Origin of the sequence: Marininema mesophilum (genome assembly GCF_900106775.1) — a bacterium.
Taxonomy (GTDB): domain Bacteria; phylum Bacillota; class Bacilli; order Thermoactinomycetales; family DSM-45169; genus Marininema; species Marininema mesophilum.
In genome coordinates this window covers 70578-93929 of the sequence record NZ_FNNQ01000002.1, presented here as the reverse complement: position 1 = coordinate 93929, position 23352 = coordinate 70578, and the positions used below count along the sequence as shown (strand labels likewise).

The 23352-nt window shown below is 46.9% G+C and carries 20 protein-coding genes and 1 other annotated feature; of the genes, 5 read left to right on the top strand and 15 right to left on the bottom strand.

Annotated features, from left to right (window positions below; translation table 11 throughout):
• Positions 1-43 precede the first annotated feature (43 nt).
• Both BLV90_RS02510 and BLV90_RS02505 read left to right on the top strand, forming a co-directional pair.
• The gene (locus BLV90_RS02510; protein ID WP_245726222.1) at positions 44-778 is read left to right on the top strand and encodes an ABC transporter ATP-binding protein; all 735 of its coding nucleotides are present in this window, start codon (positions 44-46) and stop codon (positions 776-778) included.
• On the top strand, positions 775-1977 hold the full coding sequence (locus tag BLV90_RS02505; protein WP_091735684.1) for an ABC transporter permease: 1203 nt from the start codon (positions 775-777) through the stop codon (positions 1975-1977). The genes BLV90_RS02510 and BLV90_RS02505 overlap by 4 nt, the downstream gene beginning before the upstream one ends.
• A gap of 144 nt (positions 1978-2121) precedes the next feature.
• On the opposite strand, the gene BLV90_RS02500 is transcribed toward BLV90_RS02505, so the two are convergent.
• The 15 genes from BLV90_RS02500 to hemA form a co-directional block, all read right to left on the bottom strand.
• Complete coding sequence (locus tag BLV90_RS02500; RefSeq protein ID WP_091735680.1) at positions 2122-2766, bottom strand: SCO family protein; 645 nt, start codon at positions 2764-2766, stop codon at positions 2122-2124.
• Positions 2767-2910: 144 nt separating this feature from the next.
• Complete coding sequence (locus BLV90_RS02495; protein WP_091735677.1) at positions 2911-3729, bottom strand: GNAT family N-acetyltransferase; 819 nt, start codon at positions 3727-3729, stop codon at positions 2911-2913.
• A gap of 139 nt (positions 3730-3868) precedes the next feature.
• On the bottom strand, positions 3869-5263 hold the full coding sequence (murC, locus tag BLV90_RS02490; protein ID WP_091735674.1) for a UDP-N-acetylmuramate--L-alanine ligase: 1395 nt from the start codon (positions 5261-5263) through the stop codon (positions 3869-3871).
• Positions 5264-5287: 24 nt separating this feature from the next.
• Entirely contained in the window at positions 5288-6610 is a 1323-nt protein-coding gene (locus BLV90_RS02485; protein ID WP_177167860.1) for a bifunctional folylpolyglutamate synthase/dihydrofolate synthase, read from the bottom strand.
• 97 nt (positions 6611-6707) lie between these two features.
• On the bottom strand, positions 6708-9371 hold the full coding sequence (locus tag BLV90_RS02480) for a valine--tRNA ligase (RefSeq protein WP_091735668.1): 2664 nt from the start codon (positions 9369-9371) through the stop codon (positions 6708-6710).
• A 50-nt stretch (positions 9372-9421) separates the two neighbouring features.
• Positions 9422-9649 (bottom strand) — a binding site (T-box leader).
• A gap of 155 nt (positions 9650-9804) precedes the next feature.
• Positions 9805-9960 (bottom strand): hypothetical protein, encoded by a 156-nt coding sequence (locus BLV90_RS16100; RefSeq protein ID WP_177167859.1) that lies wholly within the window; start codon positions 9958-9960, stop codon positions 9805-9807.
• A 363-nt stretch (positions 9961-10323) separates the two neighbouring features.
• A complete protein-coding gene (locus tag BLV90_RS02475; protein ID WP_177167858.1) occupies positions 10324-11430 on the bottom strand; it encodes a phosphotransferase in 1107 nt (368 codons plus the stop codon).
• 34 nt (positions 11431-11464) lie between these two features.
• Positions 11465-12757, bottom strand: a complete 1293-nt coding sequence (locus BLV90_RS02470; protein ID WP_177167857.1) for a LysM peptidoglycan-binding domain-containing protein — start codon at positions 12755-12757, stop codon at positions 11465-11467.
• 298 nt (positions 12758-13055) lie between these two features.
• Positions 13056-14345: a glutamate-1-semialdehyde 2,1-aminomutase gene (hemL, locus tag BLV90_RS02465; protein ID WP_091735659.1), complete on the bottom strand. Its 1290-nt coding sequence runs from the start codon at positions 14343-14345 to the stop codon at positions 13056-13058.
• Positions 14346-14368: 23 nt separating this feature from the next.
• Positions 14369-14701, bottom strand: a complete 333-nt coding sequence (locus BLV90_RS02460) for a hypothetical protein (RefSeq protein ID WP_091735656.1) — start codon at positions 14699-14701, stop codon at positions 14369-14371.
• Between the two features lie 70 nt (positions 14702-14771).
• Positions 14772-15755 (bottom strand): porphobilinogen synthase, encoded by a 984-nt coding sequence (gene hemB, locus BLV90_RS02455; protein WP_091735653.1) that lies wholly within the window; start codon positions 15753-15755, stop codon positions 14772-14774.
• Positions 15756-15765: 10 nt separating this feature from the next.
• Positions 15766-17199, bottom strand: coding sequence for a uroporphyrinogen-III synthase (locus BLV90_RS02450; protein ID WP_091735650.1), 1434 nt, complete (start codon positions 17197-17199; stop codon positions 15766-15768).
• On the bottom strand, positions 17199-18128 hold the full coding sequence (hemC, locus tag BLV90_RS02445; protein ID WP_091735647.1) for a hydroxymethylbilane synthase: 930 nt from the start codon (positions 18126-18128) through the stop codon (positions 17199-17201). The genes BLV90_RS02450 and hemC overlap by 1 nt, the downstream gene beginning before the upstream one ends.
• Positions 18129-18223: 95 nt before the next feature.
• Entirely contained in the window at positions 18224-19042 is an 819-nt protein-coding gene (locus BLV90_RS02440; protein ID WP_091735642.1) for a cytochrome C assembly family protein, read from the bottom strand.
• A 17-nt stretch (positions 19043-19059) separates the two neighbouring features.
• Positions 19060-20427, bottom strand: a complete 1368-nt coding sequence (gene hemA / locus BLV90_RS02435) for a glutamyl-tRNA reductase (protein WP_091735639.1) — start codon at positions 20425-20427, stop codon at positions 19060-19062.
• A 256-nt stretch (positions 20428-20683) separates the two neighbouring features.
• Between hemA and BLV90_RS02430 the strand changes: the two genes are divergently transcribed.
• Genes BLV90_RS02430 through BLV90_RS02420 form a run of 3 tightly spaced genes read left to right on the top strand, consistent with a single transcriptional unit; the run spans position 20684 to position 23326 of the window.
• Positions 20684-21697, top strand: a complete 1014-nt coding sequence (locus tag BLV90_RS02430) for an ABC transporter substrate-binding protein (protein WP_091735636.1) — start codon at positions 20684-20686, stop codon at positions 21695-21697.
• Between the two features lie 25 nt (positions 21698-21722).
• The gene (locus BLV90_RS02425) at positions 21723-22490 is read left to right on the top strand and encodes an ABC transporter ATP-binding protein (protein ID WP_091735633.1); all 768 of its coding nucleotides are present in this window, start codon (positions 21723-21725) and stop codon (positions 22488-22490) included.
• Positions 22487-23326 (top strand): ABC transporter permease, encoded by an 840-nt coding sequence (locus tag BLV90_RS02420; protein ID WP_091735631.1) that lies wholly within the window; start codon positions 22487-22489, stop codon positions 23324-23326. Before BLV90_RS02425 ends, BLV90_RS02420 begins: the two co-directional genes overlap by 4 nt.
• Positions 23327-23352: the final 26 nt, after the last annotated feature.

Sequence of the window (23352 nt, the reverse complement as noted above, 5' to 3'; positions counted from 1 at the left end):
TCATAAAAAGAATGGAAATTAAGGCGAAAGTGAGGGTTTTTACTTGCTGGAAATCAAACACTTAACCGGTGGATACTCTCCACATCAACCTGTGATTCATGACATCTCCTTCACGGTTAAGCCTGGTGAGATTGTCGGTTTGATAGGATTAAATGGCGCTGGAAAAAGTACAACGATCAAGGAAATCCTCGGCTTTCTTCGACCCACTTCTGGTAAAATTTCAGTGGATGGTCTCACTATGGACGACGATCCAGATCGCTTTAAAAAGCATCTGGCTTATATACCAGAAACTCCATATCTTTATCCCGAACTAACCTTACGAGAACATCTGGAATTAACTGCGATGGCCTATGGTCTACAGGAGTCCGAGTGGCGTCCGCGGATGGATAGCTTACTTGAAGAATTTCAAATGACAAAGCGTCTAGCATGGTACCCTACGACCTTCTCTAAGGGCATGCGGCAGAAAGTGATGGTCATGTGTGCCTTTCTCATTCAACCAAGACTATTAATTGTGGACGAGCCCTTTGTCGGTCTTGATCCCTTGGCCATTCACTCTTTGCTGAACCACATGTTGGAGTTAAAGAAAAAGGGAACAGGAATCCTTCTATGCACCCATGTCCTAGCCACGGCTGAAAAACATGGTGACCGATACGTCCTATTGAAAGACGGACGGATCGCTCTTAAGGGAACCCTCGCTGAAATGCAACAGCAAGCAGGACTCTTGCAAGCCTCCTTAGATGATCTTTTCGTCCATGTTGCAAAGGAACATATATTATGAGCACGCTAGACAACCTCTTTACCCGTAGACGACGACATGCCTGGCAAAAGGGAGTTCGATATGCTAGCTTGATCGCCAAGACATTGCAGATATTTCCGCTTTTTGCTCTCTTGTTTCTCTATTTTGGCTATAAAAGCTTTCTCCAATGGGTGCCTACTGATATCGCTGTGGTCATTCTACTAGCAGTCATTCTCATTGAAGTCACTCGAACGAAATATCGTACCTTCGTTCAGCCTGCAGACCCCTACTTTCTCTTCCCGGCAGACGCATCTATTCAGAAATATTTTCGCGACGCTTTTCGGTACAACCTGATCCTGGAAATCGTCAAGATTTCTCTATGGATGCTCTTCCTCTGTCCCCTCTTTTTAGTAAAAGTCGGGGAAGTGTCCGCCTTTCTCACCTCAATGACCCTGGTCGTCCTGTTAAAAGGGTGGAACTTAATCATTTTCCGCATAGCAATCAATAGCGGTTCAGCTCCCCTCTCAATCTGGATACGGGGAGGGAGTAACCTCTTATTATTGATGTGGCTCTTCGATGGTCAAAACCTCCTGTTCTTGCTCCCCTTTGCACTTCTCTGGTTGGGCATCCTCTTTTACTATTATCGAAGAAATGCACCACCCGGATATCATATTGCATGGGAGAGTTGGGTTCGAAGAGAGCGGCAGACCGTCTCTACTTACTACCGCTTTGCTAGTCAATTTATTGAGGTGCCACAAGTGGGCAATGATGTGAGGCCACGACGATGGCTATCTTTCTTGGAAAAAACGGTGTCTAAAAAACCTAAGAATACCTACCTCTTTCTCTATCTACGTACCTTTTTACGATATCGTGACCCCTTCGGAGCAAGCTTACGACTCACAATTATAGGGGCTGTCATCCTTCTCATTTTCCAGCCATCTTTGCTAGTTGCTTCGATCCTCATCCTAGCCGTGATCCTAGCAACGGGTATACAACTTCCCTGGATTCGGCAACATCATCGCTTTCAGCCCTGGTTTCGTCTTTATCCACGTCCAGAGAAGCAGAAGAAGACCGACCTCACTGGCTTAATGATTAAAATCCTGATGATCCAAACTACCTTGGCACTCATCATCCAACCCCAGTTCTGGAGTACCCCCACCACCTGGGGAATCCCCCTTCTCCTCTTTGGCTTTGGTTTCTCCTGGTTAATAGCTGGAGTATGGCTTCCCCGGAGGAATTAGTATTCTTTGGATAACCCTTCTCTAGCTACTTTCAAACGGGAGATCCACCAAGGCTGTTCTTTCTATCAATCAAATCTTCTCACTAATAAAAAGAAACCTCCCTACTATTAAAGAGGGGAGGTTCATTTTTATTGATCAACCATTTTATTTCCCTTGCAATTTACCAAGATCGTTCAAGATTTGGTTATAGGCGGGTTTCATCCCATCATAACGCTCATATACCTTTCCATTTCCATCAATAAGGAAAAAGGAGACCGGATGATTGACCATCATCGGACTACCCTTTGACGGTTTTTTCGGTTTCATAACGGTGCTCTTAAACCCTTTAAGGGCAAACTCTTCAATCTCTTTTTGTTTGTATCCGGTAAGGAAATGCCACCGATTAAGGTCCGCATCATGGCTTTTTGCAAATTCTTTTAATTTTTTTGGTTTATCATAGGCTGGATCGACACTGAAAGAGACAATATCCACCTCAAGTCCCTTCTCTTTCATCTGCTTTTGAAGCCTCACCATGTTCGCTGTCATGGGAGGGCAAACATCTGGACAACGGGTAAAAATCATATCCACTAAGTATGGTTTACCTGCTAACTTCTTGGAGTCAAAGGATTTGCCATCCTGATCCGTATAAGTAAAGTAAGGAACCTTCCACCCTAAGGGCTGCTGCTTTTTTGGTGTACTGGATACCTTCTCATCCTTTTGCTCCCCCCCCATTGCACACCCTGTCAAAACCATACTCAAGAGAAAAATTATCGCCATCATCACAATAATGTATCGGTTGTGCTGTCTCATCTATTAATCTCCCTTTCTTCGCTATCTAAAATGAACACTCTTACAAAACCAGTGATAAACATAAAGGTGATGCCACCATTCTCCCCTGCTATGGTATAAATAATCTCCTTCTCCCTTGATACATACAGTACAGTAAAGCACATTCTACAACCTACTACTAACATTTATCATATTCCATTTACCAATATCATAAAAGCCAAGGCCCTTATAAATCAGACCAGCCTTAGGATTATCATAAAATAGACACAACTTCTTTCCATCAGCTAATACCTCTCTGCAAAGGCGATCCATCAATAACGTAGCCAACCCTTGCCCGCGATACTCAGATAGTGTCCCTACCCCGATCACCATCGCCGACTTTGGATTCTCCGCTGTAGTCCGTGCCATGCATACCAATCGACCGTTCTCTTCTGCAATATACCCTCGGCCTGCTCTTGAAGCTAAGGATTTTTGAAGGCTTTCTTCCGCCCGCGAACCAAGGTTAAATTCTTTAATTCCCCGAGTTAACCTTATAATCTCCTCTACATCCTGCATAGTCATTTTCTTGATCGTAAAGCTAGTGGGTGCACAAATTGGCGGTTGAAAACTTTCCTCTGTCAACTCAGCAAAGTAGGTCTGCCGCTTCTTCCCCCAGTCAAAGGAAAGTTCCTTATAGTTACGAAACTTCTCCGTCACATAATCGATACCCGATAATACATCCCGGTCTTTATGAGCGGCCATAATTGCTACAAAACCATCTACATCAAAATCCCCTGGAGCATAGGAAATCCAGCTACCAAAATAGCGGAGTAGAACCCCTTTTAACTCACCTTCCTCTGCAAAATCTCCCCAAAAATCTTGAAAATTGGTCTCCATACCGCCATTGTGAATATTGCCAATAAAAAAGAGGTTAAGGGCACTTTCTTTTTCTAAAAAAGCTAGTGTTTTAGCACGATCATCCTCACCTAATTTTCGTATGGCCACGCAACTCACCTCACTTATATAATTTTCTCATTATACATAACACAAAGTAAAAAAATCAACAGAAAAACCCCTAAAATAGGGGTTTCAATGATTTTCACTCATAAAAGATGGTATGGAATTTAGGCCTTATAATGAGCGGTTAATAATTCGCTTGTCCCTGTACCTTTTTTTCCAGTGCTGGAACAAGGTTATGAGATAGACGCCAAATATCCCCTGCACCCATCGTAATTACGAGATCGCCTGGCTCAGCGTTTTGCAATAGATACTCCTCTGCCTCTTCCTTGGTGCTAAGGAAGAGGGTACTTGGGTTACTATTTTCTTTAACCATTTCCACCAATCGTTCAGAGGTAACGCCCTCGATTGGAGCTTCCCCAGGTGGTGAATAGATACTCGTGATGATTAGGTGATCTACTTCACCAAAGGCACGGCTAAATTCTTCCATCAAATGATAGGTACGGGAGTATCGTTGCGGTTGAAAAACGGCTACAATTCGACGCTCCATCGCTTTTAGCCCATCAATGGTTGTACGAATTTCCGTAGGGTGATGAGCATAATCGTCCACAACGAGGATATCATTCACTTCGCCGATAATCTGAAAGCGGCGCTTTGCTCCTTGAAAACGAGATAAGCCATAGGCTGCTTCTTTAAAGGTGAGCCCTGCTTCTAGGCATACAATAAGCGTCGCCAAGGCATTGGCTACATTGTGCCGTCCAGGAACTTGGATTAGCACTTCCCCTAGGCTCTCTTGACCCTTCATCACGGAAAACCGCGTCTGATTAAGTTGTGTACGAATGTCTACTGCTCGATAATCTGCCTCACGATCCAGCGCATAAGTAATCACCTTCGCCTTGGATTCTCCCGCGATTTCACGTAAATAAGCATCATCCCAACCGAGGACCACGGCTCCATCCTCTTTCACCTGTCGTAAAAACTGACGGTAAGCCTTTTTCAGATTTTCAAAATCACCATCGTAGTTTTCCAGATGATCCGGCTCTATATTAGTAACCACAGCGACTTGAGGGTAGTATTCGAGAAAGGTACCATCACTTTCATCTGCCTCTGCCACGACGAAGTCACTTTGACCCGCTTTCGCATTCCTTCCAAGTCCGACGACTTCGCCACCGATCACGTACGTGGGATCCACGTTATTCTCCTCCATGGTTTGTGCAATCATCGAAGAAGTCGTCGTTTTCCCATGGGCACCTGCAACGGCAATTCCCTTCTTATCATTTAGAAGAGTGGCCAACATCTCGGATCGATGCAAGACAGGAATCCCTGCTTCTCGCGCCGCTACCAGTTCGACGTTGCCTTGATGGATACTAGATGAGTACACAACGCGGTCTGCTCCACTGACTAGCGAAGCTTCATGACCGAGATAAATCTCTGCTCCCCGTGCGGCTAAACTCTCTGTCAGTTTATTAGCCGCAACATCTGAGCCAGTCACCCGAAGACCCATTTCCAAAATCACGCAAGCAATTGCACTCATCCCGTATCCACCGATGCCAACAAAATGTACGTGCTCTTGTTTATGCAACCCACACACCTACCTTTATCCATTTCACGTTGTTAATCCGCGCCGAACTTCCGCGACCAAAAACAGGCTACCTGCTACAACAATCATATCCTGTTTATCCGCTTCCTCCCGCAGAAGGGAGACCCCTTTTACAGGATCCTCTATGAGACGTAGCTCCACCTCAGGATGGATTGATCTCACCATGTCCACTAAGGACTCAGCTGGTAGAGACCGAGGATCGTCGCTCTGTGACACAATCATCGTATCTACAAAGGGCAACAAGGGAACTAAAATTTCCTCTGCCTCCTTGTCTATCCCTACCCCTAACAAAAGATGCAACTTTTCATACTTATAGGATGCAAGTGCCTTGGCAAGTGCCCGGGCCCCTTCCCGATTATGGGCACCATCAAGGAGAATTCGAGGTTGTACGGCGATGGTTTCTAAACGACCGGGCCATACTGCACGAGCTAACCCTGCACGCACTTCCTCTTCCTCCATCACGGTGGCATAAAATTGACGCAATACCTCACACACCATCAGAGCTGTCGCTCCATTTTTCACCTGATGTTCCCCGACCAAGGGGATAAAAAGATTGTTTAGTTGTCGGTAGGGTCCTTCAAAATGAATCGACTCCCCGTCTTCTCTTTCACGAGGGCGCGGGATTGCCCTAAAATCCTGTTCGAGTCGGTAGAAGCGGCTCCGTTTTTCCTTTGCCTGCTCCTCTATAACTGCCAGAACGCTTTCATCTTCAGAAGAACATATCACTGGAACGCCAGGTTTGATAATTCCTGCCTTCTCCCTAGCGATTTCTAAAAGAGTCTCTCCGAGGAATCCTTGGTGGTCATGTCCTACGTTGGTGATCACAGATATTAGTGGAATCACTACATTCGTAGAATCGAGACGACCGCCAAGACCGGTTTCCCAGACGACAAACCAGGGCACGGCTTCACGAGCAAAGTATAGGAGAGCGAGGAGCGTCCAAAACTCAAATTCGGTCACTCGATCTTTGCCTTGTCCTGCTCGTTCCTCCGTTAGCGTAATCACTTCCGTAGCCCAACGAACAAACTCACTTTCCGGAATGGGCTCTCCATCCATGGTGATCCGCTCACTCCAATGCTGGAGATACGGAGAAGTAAACATGCCCGTCGGGTAACCAGCTTCCTTTAGTATTGAAGCGACCATAGCCGAGGTAGATCCTTTACCATTGGTTCCAGCAATATGAATGGTTTTTAATCGACGCTCTGGATGACCTAGGCGTTTACACATCCACTCCATCCGCTCAAGTCCTGGATGGACTCCTTGGGTACAACCTTGTTTCATCCATTGGAAGACGTCTTCTGCCGTTTTTAAATGTAACGATTCAGCCATACTTTCGTCCCTTTCTCCACTACAGACCATTCACATCCACCATCTTATCATATTAGTCAAAAGGGGGGACGGGCTTATAGCCCGTCCCTTGTATCTTTTAACTCCCTTGCAGCTCCTTGAGACGATTCTCTACTTTGGCCCGCTTTTCGCGGTAATCGTCCCCTTTACTCTTCTCTTCCTCGATCACATGGGCAGGTGCCTTTGCGATAAATCCTTGATTAGCCAGCTTCTTTTCTACCCGTGTCACTTCTTGATCCAATTTCTTCTTCTCAGCAACCAGGCGAGCAATCGTCTGCTCAATATCGATCAACCCCTCTAAGGGGAGGAAGATCTCCGCACCTGAGACAATTGCGGTCATCGCTCTTGCAGGTCGCTCTAAATCGTTATTTACGGATAGACTACCTACTCCACACAGACGACGGATAGCAGGTTCATTATTGGTAAAGGCTTTGAGGGTTGCTTCCTCCGCCCGAATGAGAAGTTCGATTTCTTTTTTCGGAGGGACTTCCATTTCTGCACGGATATTGCGAACAGCACGGATCGTTGCAATCAGTACTTCCATCCCTTGCATTGCTTCCTTCGCCACAAATGCCTCATTCACCTCTGGCCATTTCGCAACGGTGATGCTCTCTCCTACACTGGGGAGCTGTTGCCAAATCTCTTCTGTGATAAATGGCATATAGGGGTGCAATAATCGCATGGACTGATCCAAAACATAAGCGAGCACTCTACGTGTCGTCCCTTTCGCTACTTCATCTTCTCCATAGAGCGGAAGCTTGGCAAATTCGATATACCAATCACACAGTTCATTCCAGATGAATTGGTACAGGGTTTGTCCCGCATCTCCAAAATCATACCGGTCTAAGCTACGTGTCACACTCCCCACGGTTTCATTGAGACGATGAAGAATCCACCGATCCGCCGTGGAGAAATTATCCGTTAAAGAAAACTGGAGCTCTTGAGTCGGTACGTCCTCTAAATGCATAAGGGCAAACCGAGAAGCATTCCAGATTTTATTGGCAAAGTTTCGTGCAGACTCTACCCGTTCCCAGCGGAAACGTTGGTCGTTACCAGGGGTATAACCCGTAGAGAGCATAAAACGCATTGCATCTGAGCCGTATTTATCGATTACCTCCATTGGATCGACACCATTGCCAAGGGATTTTGACATTTTACGTCCTTCAGCATCCCGGATTAATCCAGTGATGAGTACGTCTTTAAAGGGTTTCTCTCCTGTAAACTCCAAGGCTGTAAAGATCATGCGAGCAACCCAGAAGTAGATAATATCGTAACCTGTTACTAACACGCTAGTTGGGAAGTACCGTTTTAGATCCTCGGTATCAGCTGGCCAGCCAAGAGTAGAGAAGGGCCATAATGCAGAGCTAAACCATGTATCGAGCACATCCTCATCCTGAACTAGATGGTGCCCATCACAGGAAGGACAGGTAGTGGGATCTTCTGCTGCCACTACGATCTCTTGACACTGTTCACATGTCCAAGCGGGAATGCGATGCCCCCACCAAAGTTGACGGGAAATACACCAATCACGAATATTTTCGATCCAATGAAGATAGGTCTTTTCAAAACGATCAGGTACAAAGCGAGCCCCTTCACCGGAGCGCGTCTGTTTAATCGCTGCCTCCGCTAAAGGTTTCATCGCTACAAACCATTGGGTCGAAAGATAAGGCTCTACAACTGCACCTGAGCGTTCACTGTGCCCAACCGAGTGAACATGATCTTCAATCTCTACTAGGATTCCGGCTTCCTGAAGATCCTTCACCAGTTGTTTACGGCACTCAAAACGGTCCATCCCCTGATAGATCCCTGCTTCTTCATTCATCGTGCCTGACTCATCCATGACCAATACTTGGGGCAAATCGTGACGTCCACCTATTTCAAAGTCATTGGGGTCATGGGCTGGAGTAATTTTTACAGCTCCGCTACCAAATGTAGGATCTACATGGTCATCTGCTACGATAGGGATCTCTCTACCCACTACAGGCAAGGTGACGGTTTTACCGATGAGATCTTGATACCGTTCATCATCAGGATGAACCGCTACCCCAGTATCCCCCATCATCGTCTCTGGACGAGTCGTGGCGATGCGGATTTTTCCGCCTCCAGCCGTCAGAGGATACTCCATATGATATAGTTTTCCTTGCACCTCTTTATGGATCACTTCAATATCAGACAGCGCTGTTCGTGCAGCTGGATCCCAGTTGATAATATACTTACCACGATAGATTAGCCCTTTTTTATACAAGCGCACAAAGGTTTCACGAACCGCCTGGGATAAACCTTTATCCATCGTGAAACGTTCCCGAGAATAGTCAAGGGATAAACCGATCTTCCGCCATTGTTCACGAATAACATCAGCATAGTTCTCTTTCCATTCCCATACCTGGTTAAGAAACTTCTCCCGACCAAGATCGTGACGACTAATCCCATCCTCCCGGAGACGCGCTTCCACTCGAGACTGGGTAGCAATCCCTGCGTGGTCCATCCCTGGTAACCACAAGGTGTCAAAACCCTGCATCCGCTTACTCCGTATCATAATATCCTGCAAGGTACCGTTCAAAGCGTGACCAATATGGAGATTTCCTGTCACATTAGGAGGGGGGATCACGATGGTAAAAGGTTCTTTCCCGGGATCTTTACCTGCACGGAAAAATTCTCCCTCTAACCAATATGGATACCATTTTTCTTCGGACTGCTTTGGATCATAAGAAGTGGGCAGTCCTTCTTTTTGTTTATCAGCCATAGTGCTCCTCCTTTATCATCTTCCATAAAAAAACAAAAAAAGCCTTTCATCCAAAGGACGGATGGGCTTCCGCGGTACCACCTTTATTCATCGCGCCCGTAAGGGCAAATCGATGCTCTTGGATTCCCAATAACGCCGGGACGCGTTCTACCTTACTAACTCTTCAGGCAAAAAGCTCAAGGAGGACCTTCAACAGATCGGTAAGAAAGCTCTTTCAGCCAAGAAGCTTCTCTCTAAACAAACCGAAACCTGTCTACTCTTCCTATCATCGCTTGACAATCAATTGTGTTCCCATTTTATACTGCAAAACCCCAAGAGTCAAATCTTGTTCACAAAAAAGGCGAACCCCTATAGGTTCGCCTAACTGATTGAATATTGGCAAGCGCGCTAGATAAGAAGAATATAAAGTAGTTCACTGCTGGTTATGGTTTGATTAGCGGATCATTCCAAAAGCCTGTTGCACACTATCCCACATCAGTTGTGGATCAGCCAAGAAAGCCAACAATAGCACAGTGCTCAAAAGTAGGAAACTGAGGATAAAAATAATCAGTAGTCCACGATACATACTTCTCGCCGTCGATCTCACCATGATTCTAACGACCTCCTTACGTTCCGCGCAATCTCTCTCGTATATTTTGCTCCTTAATCTTCGACTTGTCTACCCCTTTTCTCTTTTTTATTATCACAGTTGTTCAATACACCCATTTTTTTATGGATTATTTTCAGGCATTTGCTTACACAAGACCTATCACTTACACATACAATTTGATCAATAGCAAATATGTTGCGTATGAGCAAATACTGAATCCTTAATAAAGGGGACATTTGAATGGAATGGCTACGCGCGTTATGTTTCTCCGCTGCCCTTTATCTCCCAATAAAAGCCATCGGAACATGGTTAGGGGGTTATCGTAAAAAATAAAAACACCGGCTAGCACCGGCGTTTGTCTAATTAAGTTTTTTGTTTCTTTGCTTTGGGGCGGCGGCGAGTCCCCTTGCTCTTAGTGGAGCGTGTGCCTGTTTTTTCAGCTCTCTTTCCTCCCGCCTGCCGAGGCTTAGTTGGCTTCCACTCAGAACGAATCCAATCTTGAAACACCTGCAAACGATCTATTTCCTCCTCTAAGCGGCGTACAGCCACAGATTCCTCGAAATTACGTGGCTTCTGATAATAGGTGTGAAGTAAGCGAAGGGGTCTTTCTGGACACGCAAGGGTTAAAGCTAGCACCTTCTTCTCCCGCCCTGACAAGGTCCACTCTTTGTCGTATGCCTCAAGAAGAGTAGCAGGATCGACCACTTCCCTCTCCTCCACTTCAAGGAAGCGGCGAAGATAAGTAGCAATATCTGCGACAGGATTATCCACTGCGGAATCATCCCAATCAATCAAGCGCCACCCTTCCTCCCCAACTAATAGGTTTTGAGGGTGGAGACGCCGATGAGTCAATGTTCGTCGAGGGGTTTCTCCGCCACTGATAGCAGCGATCTTCTCCATTCCTTGTAGAGAAAACTGAAATGACTTATCTAGAAGATCATAATTTTCTTTAAAAGTACGATCAAAAGGGGATGTAAATTCACGCTCATCTGCGATTCCTCGCCATTCAGGCAGATAGCTACGCCACTTCGTCCAACGCTCACACTGGCTAGATAGAGATAAATCCGCCTCTAAAGGTTCATCCTTCACGAGGGAATGACTCATTCGATGAAAACGGGCCAGTTGGCTAATCAGCTCAGTAGCAGAGATCTGCTCCCCTGTTTTCAAAGGCTCCCCATACCAAGGATATGCGTACCAGTTTCCCTGCTCCATCTCAGCGAATGCTTCCCCCGCCTTTGTTTTTACAAAGGGAAGGAGGTGTTCATACCCCTCTTCTGTCAAAGCTTCGCTCACACGATTAAGAAGGCGAAGCTTTGACACAGGAGCTTCTGTTTTTTTAAGTGAAAATTCTCCTTCCTCTGTTCGAACCTGGAGCACTCCAAGGGTATGACGAACCCGATTTGGAGCCCATCCATACCGATCAAAAACCTCTGGTAGAGCTGGACCATCGATAGTAGGATCTAACTTCATCGTATCATCTCCTTTCATCTCCGACCTCTACATCTTAATCCCTGGGGATATACACAACTTGCCCTTGTTCTAGTACGTTGCTCTCTAAGTGATTAAGGTGAAGGATCTTATTGACTGGTACTTCATATCGTTCAGCAAGCGTATCCAAGGAGTCTTCTTTCTGTACAATCACCATCCGCACCTTTACAAACTCCTCTTTTTCCTCCTGTAGTATCCAACGAGCCCAGTCTAATCCACTACTTGACTCTTCACTCTTCTGGATGGCTTCAGCAACTGGCTCGGATTCTTCGCTTAATTGGTTTTCTTCGCCACCTCTTGCTGCTATCGGCTCTTCTTCATGAGCTAGATCAGACAAGTGCTCGATACCAAGCTTTCTCCGCTCATCCTCTCCAAGCTCCTGAAAATCAAATTCTCCGATATGGGGTTGACGCAGATAGCTATTGGATTCATTCCATCCTTCTCGATCTCTAGTAAATAGTTGAGGCTTTTCTTCTTGATTCTCTGAAAAAGCTTCCGTCTCCGATTCTTCAGTTGAGAACTGGGGCGATTCTGAGCTCTTTATTTCATTCGTTTGGAATTTACTTTCTGCCGGGTCTTCGTTCCCATCGGTGTCTGAAGGGTCGCGGCTTAACACCCCATGGATGCCATCATAACGAGCGACATGGACAAAATCATAATTTTCCGTTTCAGGCTCATGGCTGCGCGCCACCATATCCTGCTCTTGCTCCTCGATCGCCCTGTGACCTTCATCCGCCATAATAGACTGCTCTTCATGTGCCTCTTCTTCTCTAAGGAAGATCGGTTCTGAACTTTCCTCTGATCCATGTTCTGCTGGTAAAAGCGGCTCTTCTTCACTATTGGGATCAACTAATTCGTATTCAGAATTTTCCTCTGCCTTCTCTTCATTGAGAAGGCCATCAATCGAGAGAATCGCTTCAATATGCAGTTCAAAAGGAGAGAGCACTTTATAATCAAAGGACTCAATCTCAGAAGCGATATGATCAATATCCACTCGTTCTGCTGGTAAAGTGATCTCTACCGGAATGACATAAGCAATCTCCTCTTCCCTTGGTGGTGGGGCAGAAACAAACTCTTCCCCTTGGGAAGCAGACTCCTCACCTTCTTCTGGAAGGAGATATCCCTGCCCAGGTACATAGGTGCCATTCAAGCGAAGATACCCTTCAATTTTGAGATGGCTTCCCTGATCTTCAATCTCCACATCTGGATACAGGTCCAATTCTAACAATGTCCCGATCCCCGGTTTTTGGGGATGGAGACGGACCTTCTCCAGAATGTCAAACCGGAGTTGATTAAAATTCGCCGTCAACAAAGATCCCCCCTTAGGACTCATGTACCGAAGAAACCCTAACTTCCCGAAACCTCCGGCAGGCGTGACCTCGCTGGTTCCTCCCTTCGCCTCCGCCGATCCGGGGTGCGATTCACGCCGGCGGGGGCGTGAGAGGGAAGTCATAGGTTTACAACTGTACTGTAACCTTATGCCATCGCATGGACGGATAGTACCCGGGCGAGTCCAGGATGCAGTGATCCTAATCATAGGTGCTTGTCATTTAGTTACAAGCAAAAAAAGGACGGGATAGGTTTCCCCATCCGTCCTTTTTTCGGCTTTAAAGCGCCAGCAATGCTTCTCTATTACCTTCAATCGTCCGCTCAATATCCTCAGCTGTATGGGCTGTTGAAATAAACATCCCTTCAAATTGAGAAGGGGGAATGACGATTCCACGATCCAACATTTCGTTGAAATATCGAGAGAAGAGCTTGGTATCCGCTTTCTTCGCTTGCTCATAGCTTTCTACCTTCTCATCCGTAAAGAACATACATACCATCGATCCCACTCGATTTATCGTATAGGGGACTCCTGCTTCATCAGCATTCGTTGCAATTCCCTCTGCAAGACGAGCTCCTCGTTCCTCCAAGAGTTCATAGTTACCGTCTCTACCTAGTTCGTTTAGCGTAACAAGACCCGCTGCCATCGCAAGCGGATTACCTGAGAGGGTACCTGCTTGATAAACAGGCCCCGCTGGAGCGATCAACTCCATGATCTCCCGTTTTCCACCGTAAGCCCCTACAGGTAGCCCACCACCGATCACTTTACCTAACGTGGTCAAATCGGGAATTACGCCAAATTTGCCTTGTGCACAGTGATAATCGACTCGGAAACCTGTCATCACCTCATCGAAAATCAGAAGCCCACCATAGTGAGAAGTCAGGCGCCGGAGTCCCTCAAGAAAGTCGGGGTTAGGAGGGACAACACCCATATTACCTGCCACTGGCTCGACGATCACTGCGGCGATATCATGACCAAACTTTTGGAAAGCCACACGGGCACTGTCTAGGTCATTATAAGGAACTGTTAACGTATGTTGACCTGTGCTCTCTAGAACGCCTGGGCTATCAGGAAGACCTAACGTAGCAACACCTGATCCCGCCTTAATCAACAAACTATCCGAGTGACCATGGTAGCAGCCTTCAAACTTTAAAATCTTATTTCTCTTCGTATAGGCTCGAGCCAAACGCAGAGCACTCATCGTCGCCTCGGTACCTGAATTCACCATCCGTACCACATCGATCGAAGGGACAACCTCCGTCACTAGCTTTGCTATCGCGGTCTCTTCTGTTGTTGGAAGTCCAAAGCTAGTTCCCCGCTCAGCCGTTGCTTGTACTGCTGCGGTAACCGCTGAATGGGCATGGCCAAGGATGAGTGGACCCCAGGAACCAATATAATCGATATATTCATTCCCATCGGCATCATAAACCCGAGAACCCTTTCCACGCTCAATATAGATAGGAGAACGATCTACATTTTTAAAAGCTCGGACCGGACTATTCACTCCACCAGGAATATACTTCTGTGCCTCAAGGAAATAGGCTTCTGAACGCTCGTGTTTTTGGGACATCTATATCTCCTCCAAGGACTGATTCACAAGGCAGTAAAACCTTCTAATGTATCTAATCCATCAAATAGGGCTCGTGAACGCGGACCCACTGCGATCTCTTCCAAAATAACTCGACCTTGGAGGGATTTACCGCCCTCCGTCTCCATCACCAAATTTAATTGGCTACGACCATGATAATAACAGTCATCCAATTGATCAGCACCCGACGCATCCACTCCGTAAATGAGGACCGACCAACTTTTTAGATTCCACGGACTGGGAGCATCGAGAATGATTTGCGCATTTTCAAATTTTAGTTCAAAAGCTCCATCGGATGATTCTGCCCGAATATAGCGTAGATCATATGGCTCGGACATTCTCGCACCTCCTGACTACCCATAAAGTTACTAAACGTTATGAGGTATCCCTTGTTGAGATAAAATAGGATCATTTATTCTCTTCTTTCAACCAGCGGGAGGCATCCTTTGCATGATAGGTCAAAATGAGTTCTGCTCCTGCTCGTTTCATTCCTGTCAGCAACTCAAGAACAACCCTTCGCTCATTGATCCAGCCTTGCTCAGCCGCAGCCTTCACCATCGAATATTCTCCGCTCACGTTGTATGCTGTCACAGGAAGATCGAAGCGGTCATGAAGCTGCCGGATGATATCCATGTAAGCAAGTCCTGGTTTGACCATCAATACATCCGCACCCTCGGCTACATCGGAAGCCGCTTCGCGTAAGGCTTCCCGGCTATTGGCAGGGTCCATTTGATACGTACGGCGATCACCAAACTGGGGCGTTGAATCCACTGCTTCGCGAAAAGGTCCATAAAAGGCAGAGGCATACTTCACAGCGTAGGAAAGGATGGGTACATCCTCAAAGCCAGCTTCATCCAGTCCCTGCCGTATAGCTGTCACAAAGCCATCCATCATATTAGAAGGTGCGATCATATCTGCACCTGCCTTCGCTTGGGATACCGCTGTTTTGACGAGTACCTCTAGGGAATGGTCATTGTGAATATGACCATTTTCAACAATCCCACAATGACCATGGTCGGTATATTGACAGAGGCAGGTATCTGCCATGACATATAAATCGGGGTAGCGTTCCTTGGCAAAACGGATCGCCTGTTGCACAATTCCATTCTCCGCATAAGCTTCACTACCACAGGCATCCTTATCATTAGGTACACCAAAGAGAATAATCGATGGGATACCAAGCTCCACTACTTCGTCCAACTCTGCGCCCAACTGATCCAGTGAATAGTGGAAGACCTTGGGCATCGATGGGATCTCTTTTATTATTCCCTCCCCTTCTAAAACAAAAAGAGGATAGATAAAATCTGCCGGGGATAAATGATTTTCACGCATCATGCGACGAATCGTTCCATTTTGTCGTAAACGACGATGACGGTTAAATGACAGCATAATGGTTCCTCCTTCAATGCTCCTCGTTTTGCACTAACTGTGTTATACCCTCAAGCAAAGCATCGATCGTATAAGGCTCAGCGATCCTATCCACTTGTAATCCACACTCCATGGCCGCGTTTGCTGTGACAGGGCCGATACAAGCCACCTTTACACCATGAAGATAGGAACGCCACTCTTCCCCCAAATGATCCATCGTCTGAGCAAAGTAACGTACAGTGGACGCGCTTGTAAAGGTTAAAATATGTAGTTGTTGTTCACGTAACAACGCAGCAATCTTCTGGGCGCCACGGTCATCTGGTAACGTATCATAGGTAGGAGCATCTGTCACACAACACCCTAGCTGACGCAGTTCATCTGGGAGCATGGACCGTGCAATCGCTGCCCGTGGTAATAATACCTCCTCCCCAGCTTTCACAAGAGGGGTCAGGGCCGTCACCAACCCTTCTCCTACAAATTCCTTAGCAACTACATCCACCGTTAACCCCACTTTTGCCAATGCCGCGGCTGTCTTGGGCCCTACTGCGGCAATTTTTGCTCGGTGCATACGGCGAATGTCCACCTGTTGTTGGCGCAGTCTACGCAAGAAGAACTCCACCCCATTCACACTCGTAAAAACCACCCAGGAAAAGGAATCCAGCCGTGCCAATGCTTCATCCAACACCTTTGTATTCTCTGGCACAACTAGATGGATCGTGGGAATGGTAATCGCCTCTCCACCTAGGGAGGCGATTTTTTGCGCGAGTCCCCTCCCCTGTGTCGCTGTCCGTGTGACAAGCACCCGGGTTCCAAATATCGGTTTAGACTCAAACCACTTGAGTCGACCCTGCTTCTGATCACTTAATACGAAGAAGGAACTTGCCTCAGTAAAGGAGTCTTCTTCTCTATTCACCCATTCTGCCAACCGCTCTGTCACAACCTGTTGATCCATCTCTGTCCCCGATGTAATCACAGAAGCGAGGGTATCTGGAGACCATCCACGGTCGATAAGCTGACTGGCTGTTTTGGCGACGGATTGATCCAGATGAAGGATCAGACCCGTGCCATCTTCTCCAGATAACAACCACTCCTGTGGAGAAGGGAGGGATATACCCGCATAGGTTGTCCAGGCAGTCAGCTCTGAAACACCTGGAATAATCGTAAAGGGGATGGTCGCTTGAGAGAGAGCAGCCGCCTCGCGATGCATTTCCCCGATTAACAAAGCCTCTCCCGCAACGAGGCGGACAATGGTTTTCCCAGCCTTAGCAAGGGTTACTAGAATTTCCTCTGAACCAACTTTAGCAGGGATTTTTTTCGCTTTGTCACTTCTTCCTTCTAAAAGAGATGGATTAACCTTTTCATCATATAGAATCACATCTGCATCTAGCAGGGCTTCTCTTCCACGCAGGGTTAGCAAATCGGGAGCTCGGGGTCCCGCCCCGACGAAGGTGACACTCCCTGGATTCATCACTCTATCCCTTCCTTCACTTTGTTCAACAATTGGCGGGCACCTTTTTCCATCAGTTCAGAGGTGAGCGTTTGACCTACTTCCTCCGGATCCGTCCCCACTGCCTCCCCTTGAAGCAAGGGTTTCCCTATAGGATCAACCACAAGGCCTCGTAAGTGAATACGCTCACCATCGATAGTTGCATATCCTGCAATCGGTAAATGACACCCTCCCTCAAAGGCATGGAGGAAGACCCGCTCTGCTCGGATGGCCATCGCCGACTTTTCATCATGAACGCCACGAAGTATCTCTAGCATTTCCCGATCATCTACACGGCACTGTACTGCTAAAGCCCCTTGTCCTACTGCCGGAAGCATCTTCTCTTCGGGAATAATCTGCGTCACTTTCTCCTCCCAACCCAGACGATTAATCCCAGCTTGAGCTAACACAAGAGCATCAAATTGCTTTTCTTCCATCAATTTTTTCATGCGAGTCTGCAAATTGCCGCGTACGGGTTTTACCTGCACATCAGGACGCATTGCAAGAATTTGCGCTTGGCGTCGCAGGCTACTGGTCCCAACAATCGCCCCTTCAGGCAGCTCCTCCACCTTCGCTCCTGTACGGGAAATAAGACAATCCCTAGCATCTTCACGCACAGTTACCGCACCAATCGTCAACCCCTCCGGCATCTCAGCCGGCATATCTTTCATACTGTGAACGGCCAGATCAATGCGACCTTCTAATAGGGCTTGTTCGATTTCTTTCACAAATAGCCCTTTCCCACCCACTTTGGATAATGTGACATTAAGAATCTGATCCCCCTTGGTCACAATACGTTCTTGCTTCATTTCCCAGGAGGAGGGAAGGACCCCTTTTATTTGTTTCATCACCCATTGGGTTTGAGTAACTGCCAGTTCACTCCGTCTGGTTCCTATCACCACTGTGCGCATACCGATACTCCTCTCTCATCCTTCTTCCTAGTTTGAAAAAACCACCCTTAGCACAGGCGGTGGTGGCAATCGCACCGACTCTCTCTTCCCCAATATCAAAGCCAACGATGAAAGGAAAGTCCCGCGTTAGAAATCATGTAATTCGCCAAAATCATAAGAAATGAAATCACACTCCACCATGCGAGTTGGCATCCGTTCCATCCACCTACCGATCTCTTATAGAGGTACACAGAATAAACAACCAGCACTACAAATGAGCCAATAATTTTGGGGTCAAACCAAAAGCTTCCTCCTACTTTCTGATTAGCCCAGATCAAACCCAAAATAATAGCTAGCATCAGTAAAGGCACAGCTATCATGGTTAAGCGGTAGGAAAAGGCTTCGAGTCTCCCTAGACTTGGAAAACGACGTAGCGTTTGGTTCCATTTCTTTCGCTTTAATAAATGGTTTCCAATTAAATAGAGAATGGAGAACACCGTAGCCAAGGTAAAGAAAGCGTAGGCGATAAAGGCCATCACCACATGGATAAATACCAACTCTGACAACAAAGGTGACGCAATTTCTTCCCCAGCGTGGGGAGGGATAAACAGATTGACCGCCGAAATCGCAAATCCCATCAGGTTGGCGGCAAAAACAAATATGTGCATCTCATAGAGCCAATCAATGACTAAGGTTACGGTAACAAGTGCCCAGGAATAAAACATTAATGAATCGTATCCTGTAAGTACCGGAATCGCTCCTAAACTTGCTTTCCATATGAAAAAAGCCGTCTGACACAACCAAACGGCGACAAGAAAAAGGAGCGCCAATCGGCGACCTTGCCGATTGGGCTGCATTAGATCCGAAAAAGCAAACAATAAGCTTAAGGCATACATATAGATAATGAAATGATAGAACCAATGCTCGGCGAACACATCGTTCTCCCCCTATCTCAGGAACGGATGGCAGCCTCTCCTGCTAAGGCCGGTTGTAATATCGACGGCCTACAGCGTTCAGATCTGACCGATTCTTCTTGACTCTCTTTCTCTTTGGCCAGTTTCTCTTCTAGGGCAAAAATCTGCACAAACATATCGAGTGCCTGCTCTCGTTCAGAAGTTGCGGATAACTCCTTAATACGTGAGAGTGGATCCCGCAAGAGCTGGTTAACAATGCTTTTGGTATGTTTGCGCAAAATACGCTTCTCCCGCTCCGTTAAGTCAGGGAGTTTCCGTTCAATGCGGAGCATGGTTTCCTCGTGGATATCGAGTGCTTTCTCACGAAGAGCCGTAATGACAGGTACAACCCCAAGGGTTTGTAACCACTCATTAAAACGGAGCATCTGTTCTTCGATCATCACACCCACTTTATCCGATTCTTGCTCACGAAGATAAATATTGGTCTCCACGATTCCATTCAAATCATCGATATCAAAGAGATACACATTATCTAAATCATGAATAGCAGGATCAATATCCCTTGGTACTGCAATATCAATAAGGTATAATGGTTGAATTCGCTTTGCCACTGCCGACTGCACTACATCCTTATCAATCACAGCGGTGGGGGCCCCTGTGGAACTAACGACGATATCAGCTTCACGGATCGATTCCACCAACCTTGATAAAGGACGTGCTTCCCCGTTGAAGCGATGCGCCACTTCCCGTGCCTTTTCCAAGGTACGGTTTAAAACAATGACTTGTTTTGCACCCGCTTCAAAAAGATGCTTCGCCGTCAATTCCCCTGTTTCCCCTGCACCTAAAAGAAGGACGGTTTTCCCTGTAAAGGTACTAAACATTTTTCGACCTAGTTGCACAGCAGCATAACTGACAGATACTGCATTCTGCCCGATCTCCGTCTCCGACTGCACCTTTTTACCTAAAGTAACAGCTTGCTTAAACAACTGATTTAGAAATGTTCCAGTAACCCCTTCTTCATGGGCCACACGGAAATCATTTTTCACTTGGCCAAGGATTTGCGTCTCTCCCAACACCATCGAATCTAAGCCACATGTAACAGTAAAGAGTTGGCGTATGGCTTGCTCATCTCGTTTTACATACAAGTGGTCAACAAAATCCCCCATGGGGATTCCGAATTCTTTTGCCAAAAAAGACTTCGAGTAATACGATCCAGTGTGGGGTTGATCACTTACCACATACAATTCTAGGCGATTGCATGTGCTGATCATCACGCATTCCAAGATGCTTTTCATATGACGCAACCGATGAAGAGCAGGCCCTAACTCCGATTCAGTAAAGGTCATTTGCTCCCGTAATTCCACCGGCGCAGTTTTGTGATTAAATCCCGTTACAATGATATGCATAGACTCCACTCCGAATCTACCAGAAAACCCTCATGGATTCTCGGTTATCCATGCCTTCGTTAACTCCTGCATGCATTTTTATCGAGCACCTATTTCAAATTAGTGCCTACATCGATCGCATGTATTCATACCCTATTATAGCATAGGCTATTCCATGTTGAAAAAAGGGTTGTGAACAGATTTTGAAGCAGAGGCATACGATAGCACATGGGCCTATTTTTGGAACCCCCATTCGGGAGAAAGGAGCTTCGATCCGATGAAACTGACCCGCATAGGCGTTACCATCCTGCTGATGTTCTCCCTTATCCTTCTTGCCACCGCCTGTAACACCGAACAATCTACCAAAAACCTGGATAAGGTTAATGTTGTGGAAGTGACCCACTCCCTCTTTTATGCCCCGCAATATGTAGCAATCCAGAAAGAATTCTTCAAAAAAGAGGGAATCCAGGTTAATCTGCGAGATGGATTGGGCGGCGATAAAACCATGGCTGCTCTCCTTTCTGGCGATGCGGACATCGTTCTTGTCGGTGCTGAAACGGGGGTATACGTAACTGCTGGTGAAACCCAAAATCCAGTAGTCGGTATCGCTCAGCTCACCCAGACGGATGGAAGTTTTCTCGTTGCCCGCAAACCGACTAAGGATTTTAAGTGGTCCGACTTAAAGGGAAAAAAGCTCCTCGGCCAACGTAAGGGTGGAATGCCTGAAATGGTGAGTGAACACGTCCAACGAAAAAACGGATTAACTCCCTTTAAGGATGTTACTATCATCCAAAATGTAGACTATAAAAACCTTCCCGCTGCTTTCGCTTCTGGCACAGGGGATTACGTCCAGCTTTTTGAACCCTTTGCCTCTCAATTAGAGAAGGAAGGGAAAGGTACGGTGGTTGCCTCCTTTGGCAAGGACAGCGGGCGTCTCCCTTATACCATCTACCTTACCCGCTCAAGTGCACTCAATAAAGACCCCGATCGTTACAAGCGTTATATCCGCGCCCTTTATAAAGCACAGAAATGGTGTGCAACCCACTCTGCAGAGGAAATCGCGAAGGTGGTAAAGCCGCTTTTCCCGCAAACTGACGATAAAATTCTCACCCGTGTTCTATCCCGTTACCAGTCCCAAAAATCCTGGGCAACTGATCCCATCATCGATAAAGAGGAATACAACCGGATGTTGGATGTGATGGCGGAATCCAATGAGTTACCCAAACGGATCCCATACGAAAAAGTGATTCAGATGGATATTGCACAAAAGGCCATAAATAATCAGCCATAGATTTCCTGTGAAAGGAGGGAAGGAGATGGCAATCGGTGTACTTGAAGCCGATCAAGTAAGTAAAGTCTACCTCAGTCGTCACGATCAGGTAAACGCCCTTGCGCCAATCTCCTTTCGCATTCAACCGGGGGCCTTTGTGAGTTTCGTTGGGGCAAGTGGTTGTGGTAAAAGCACCGTCCTCTCCCTTGTCGCAGGCTTAATATCACCCACAGCTGGAGAACTTCGGCTTTTCGGTGAACCGATCAAGGGTCCCTCTCAGCGAATTAGTTACATGCTCCAACAAGATTGTCTATTAGATTGGCGTACGGTAGAACAAAATATAACCCTAGGGCTATCCTTTCGTGGCTCACATGGATCTAAAACAGCTGCCCACGCCCGTTACCTATTGGCAGAGTTAGGCCTCTCTCATACACTGCATCAATACCCCTCCCAACTTTCTGGCGGGATGCGACAACGGGTAGCTCTCGTCCGTACACTAGCCGTTCAACCTGAGCTCCTCTTATTAGATGAACCCTTCTCCGCCTTGGATTATCAGAATAAGCTTCACCTCGAAGAACTACTCGTCGATGTGCTCCATGGACGAAAAATGACCGCCCTTCTCGTTACCCATGATCTCGAAGAAGCCATCGCACTCTCGGATACCATTTATGTCATGGGTGGACGCCCAGGAACCCTGCGTCGAATCATAGAAGTACCCACGGAGATTCGCGATGCTTCTCCCCTTGCTGCTCGTAGCATGCCTACCTTCCGCTCCCTTTTTATAGAACTGTGGAAGGAGATTGAATCCCCATGAACCAACGATGGACACACTGGCTTTCGCGTGGAGCGCATTCCCCCATCCATGCTACATACCTCGCCAAGCTACGGATTCGAGATTGCTGGGTGATAATCACTCGAATCGCACTTCTCTTGTTTATATTAATCGGATGGGAATGGGCGACAAAAGTAGGCTGGCTCGACCCTTTCCTTTTTGGTAGCCCAGGTAGAATCTACGAATTATTTTTACAAATGGCCTCCACGGGAGATCTTTTTCGTGACATGGGGATCACTACGTTAGAAACCATCGGTGGATTTATTCTCGGAACCACCGCTGGAGTTTCCCTCGCCAGTCTAATCTGGGCTTCTCCCTTTCTCTCCCGTGTTCTCGATCCCTATCTAGTCGTGCTCAACAGCATGCCAAAGGTAGCCCTCGGTCCTCTCTTTATCGTCACCATCGGTGCAGGTTTCGCCTCCATCTTAGCCATGGCTGTGGCGATCACCATCGTCATCACAACCCTAGTCATCCATACTGCATACCAAAACGTTTCCTCCGACTATCACCGTCTCGCCCGATCCTTCGGTGCATCGAGGCGGCAACTCTTTACCACCATCATCTTCCCCGCCTGTATCCCCGATATGATCGCCGCCCTAAAAGTAAATGTGGGTCTCGCCTGGGTAGGCGTCATCGTTGGTGAATTTCTTGTTGCTAAGGAAGGGCTTGGGTATTTGATCATCTACGGTTTTCAGGTGTTTAACCTGAATCTGGTGATGCTCTCTCTTTTGCTGATCGCCCTCTGTGCTACAGTGATGTATCTTATTGTTAATTATTTGGAGAGACGCCTGATGCGCCATCGGAATTTAGAGTGTTGACGAAAAGAATGGGTATGAAAAAAACC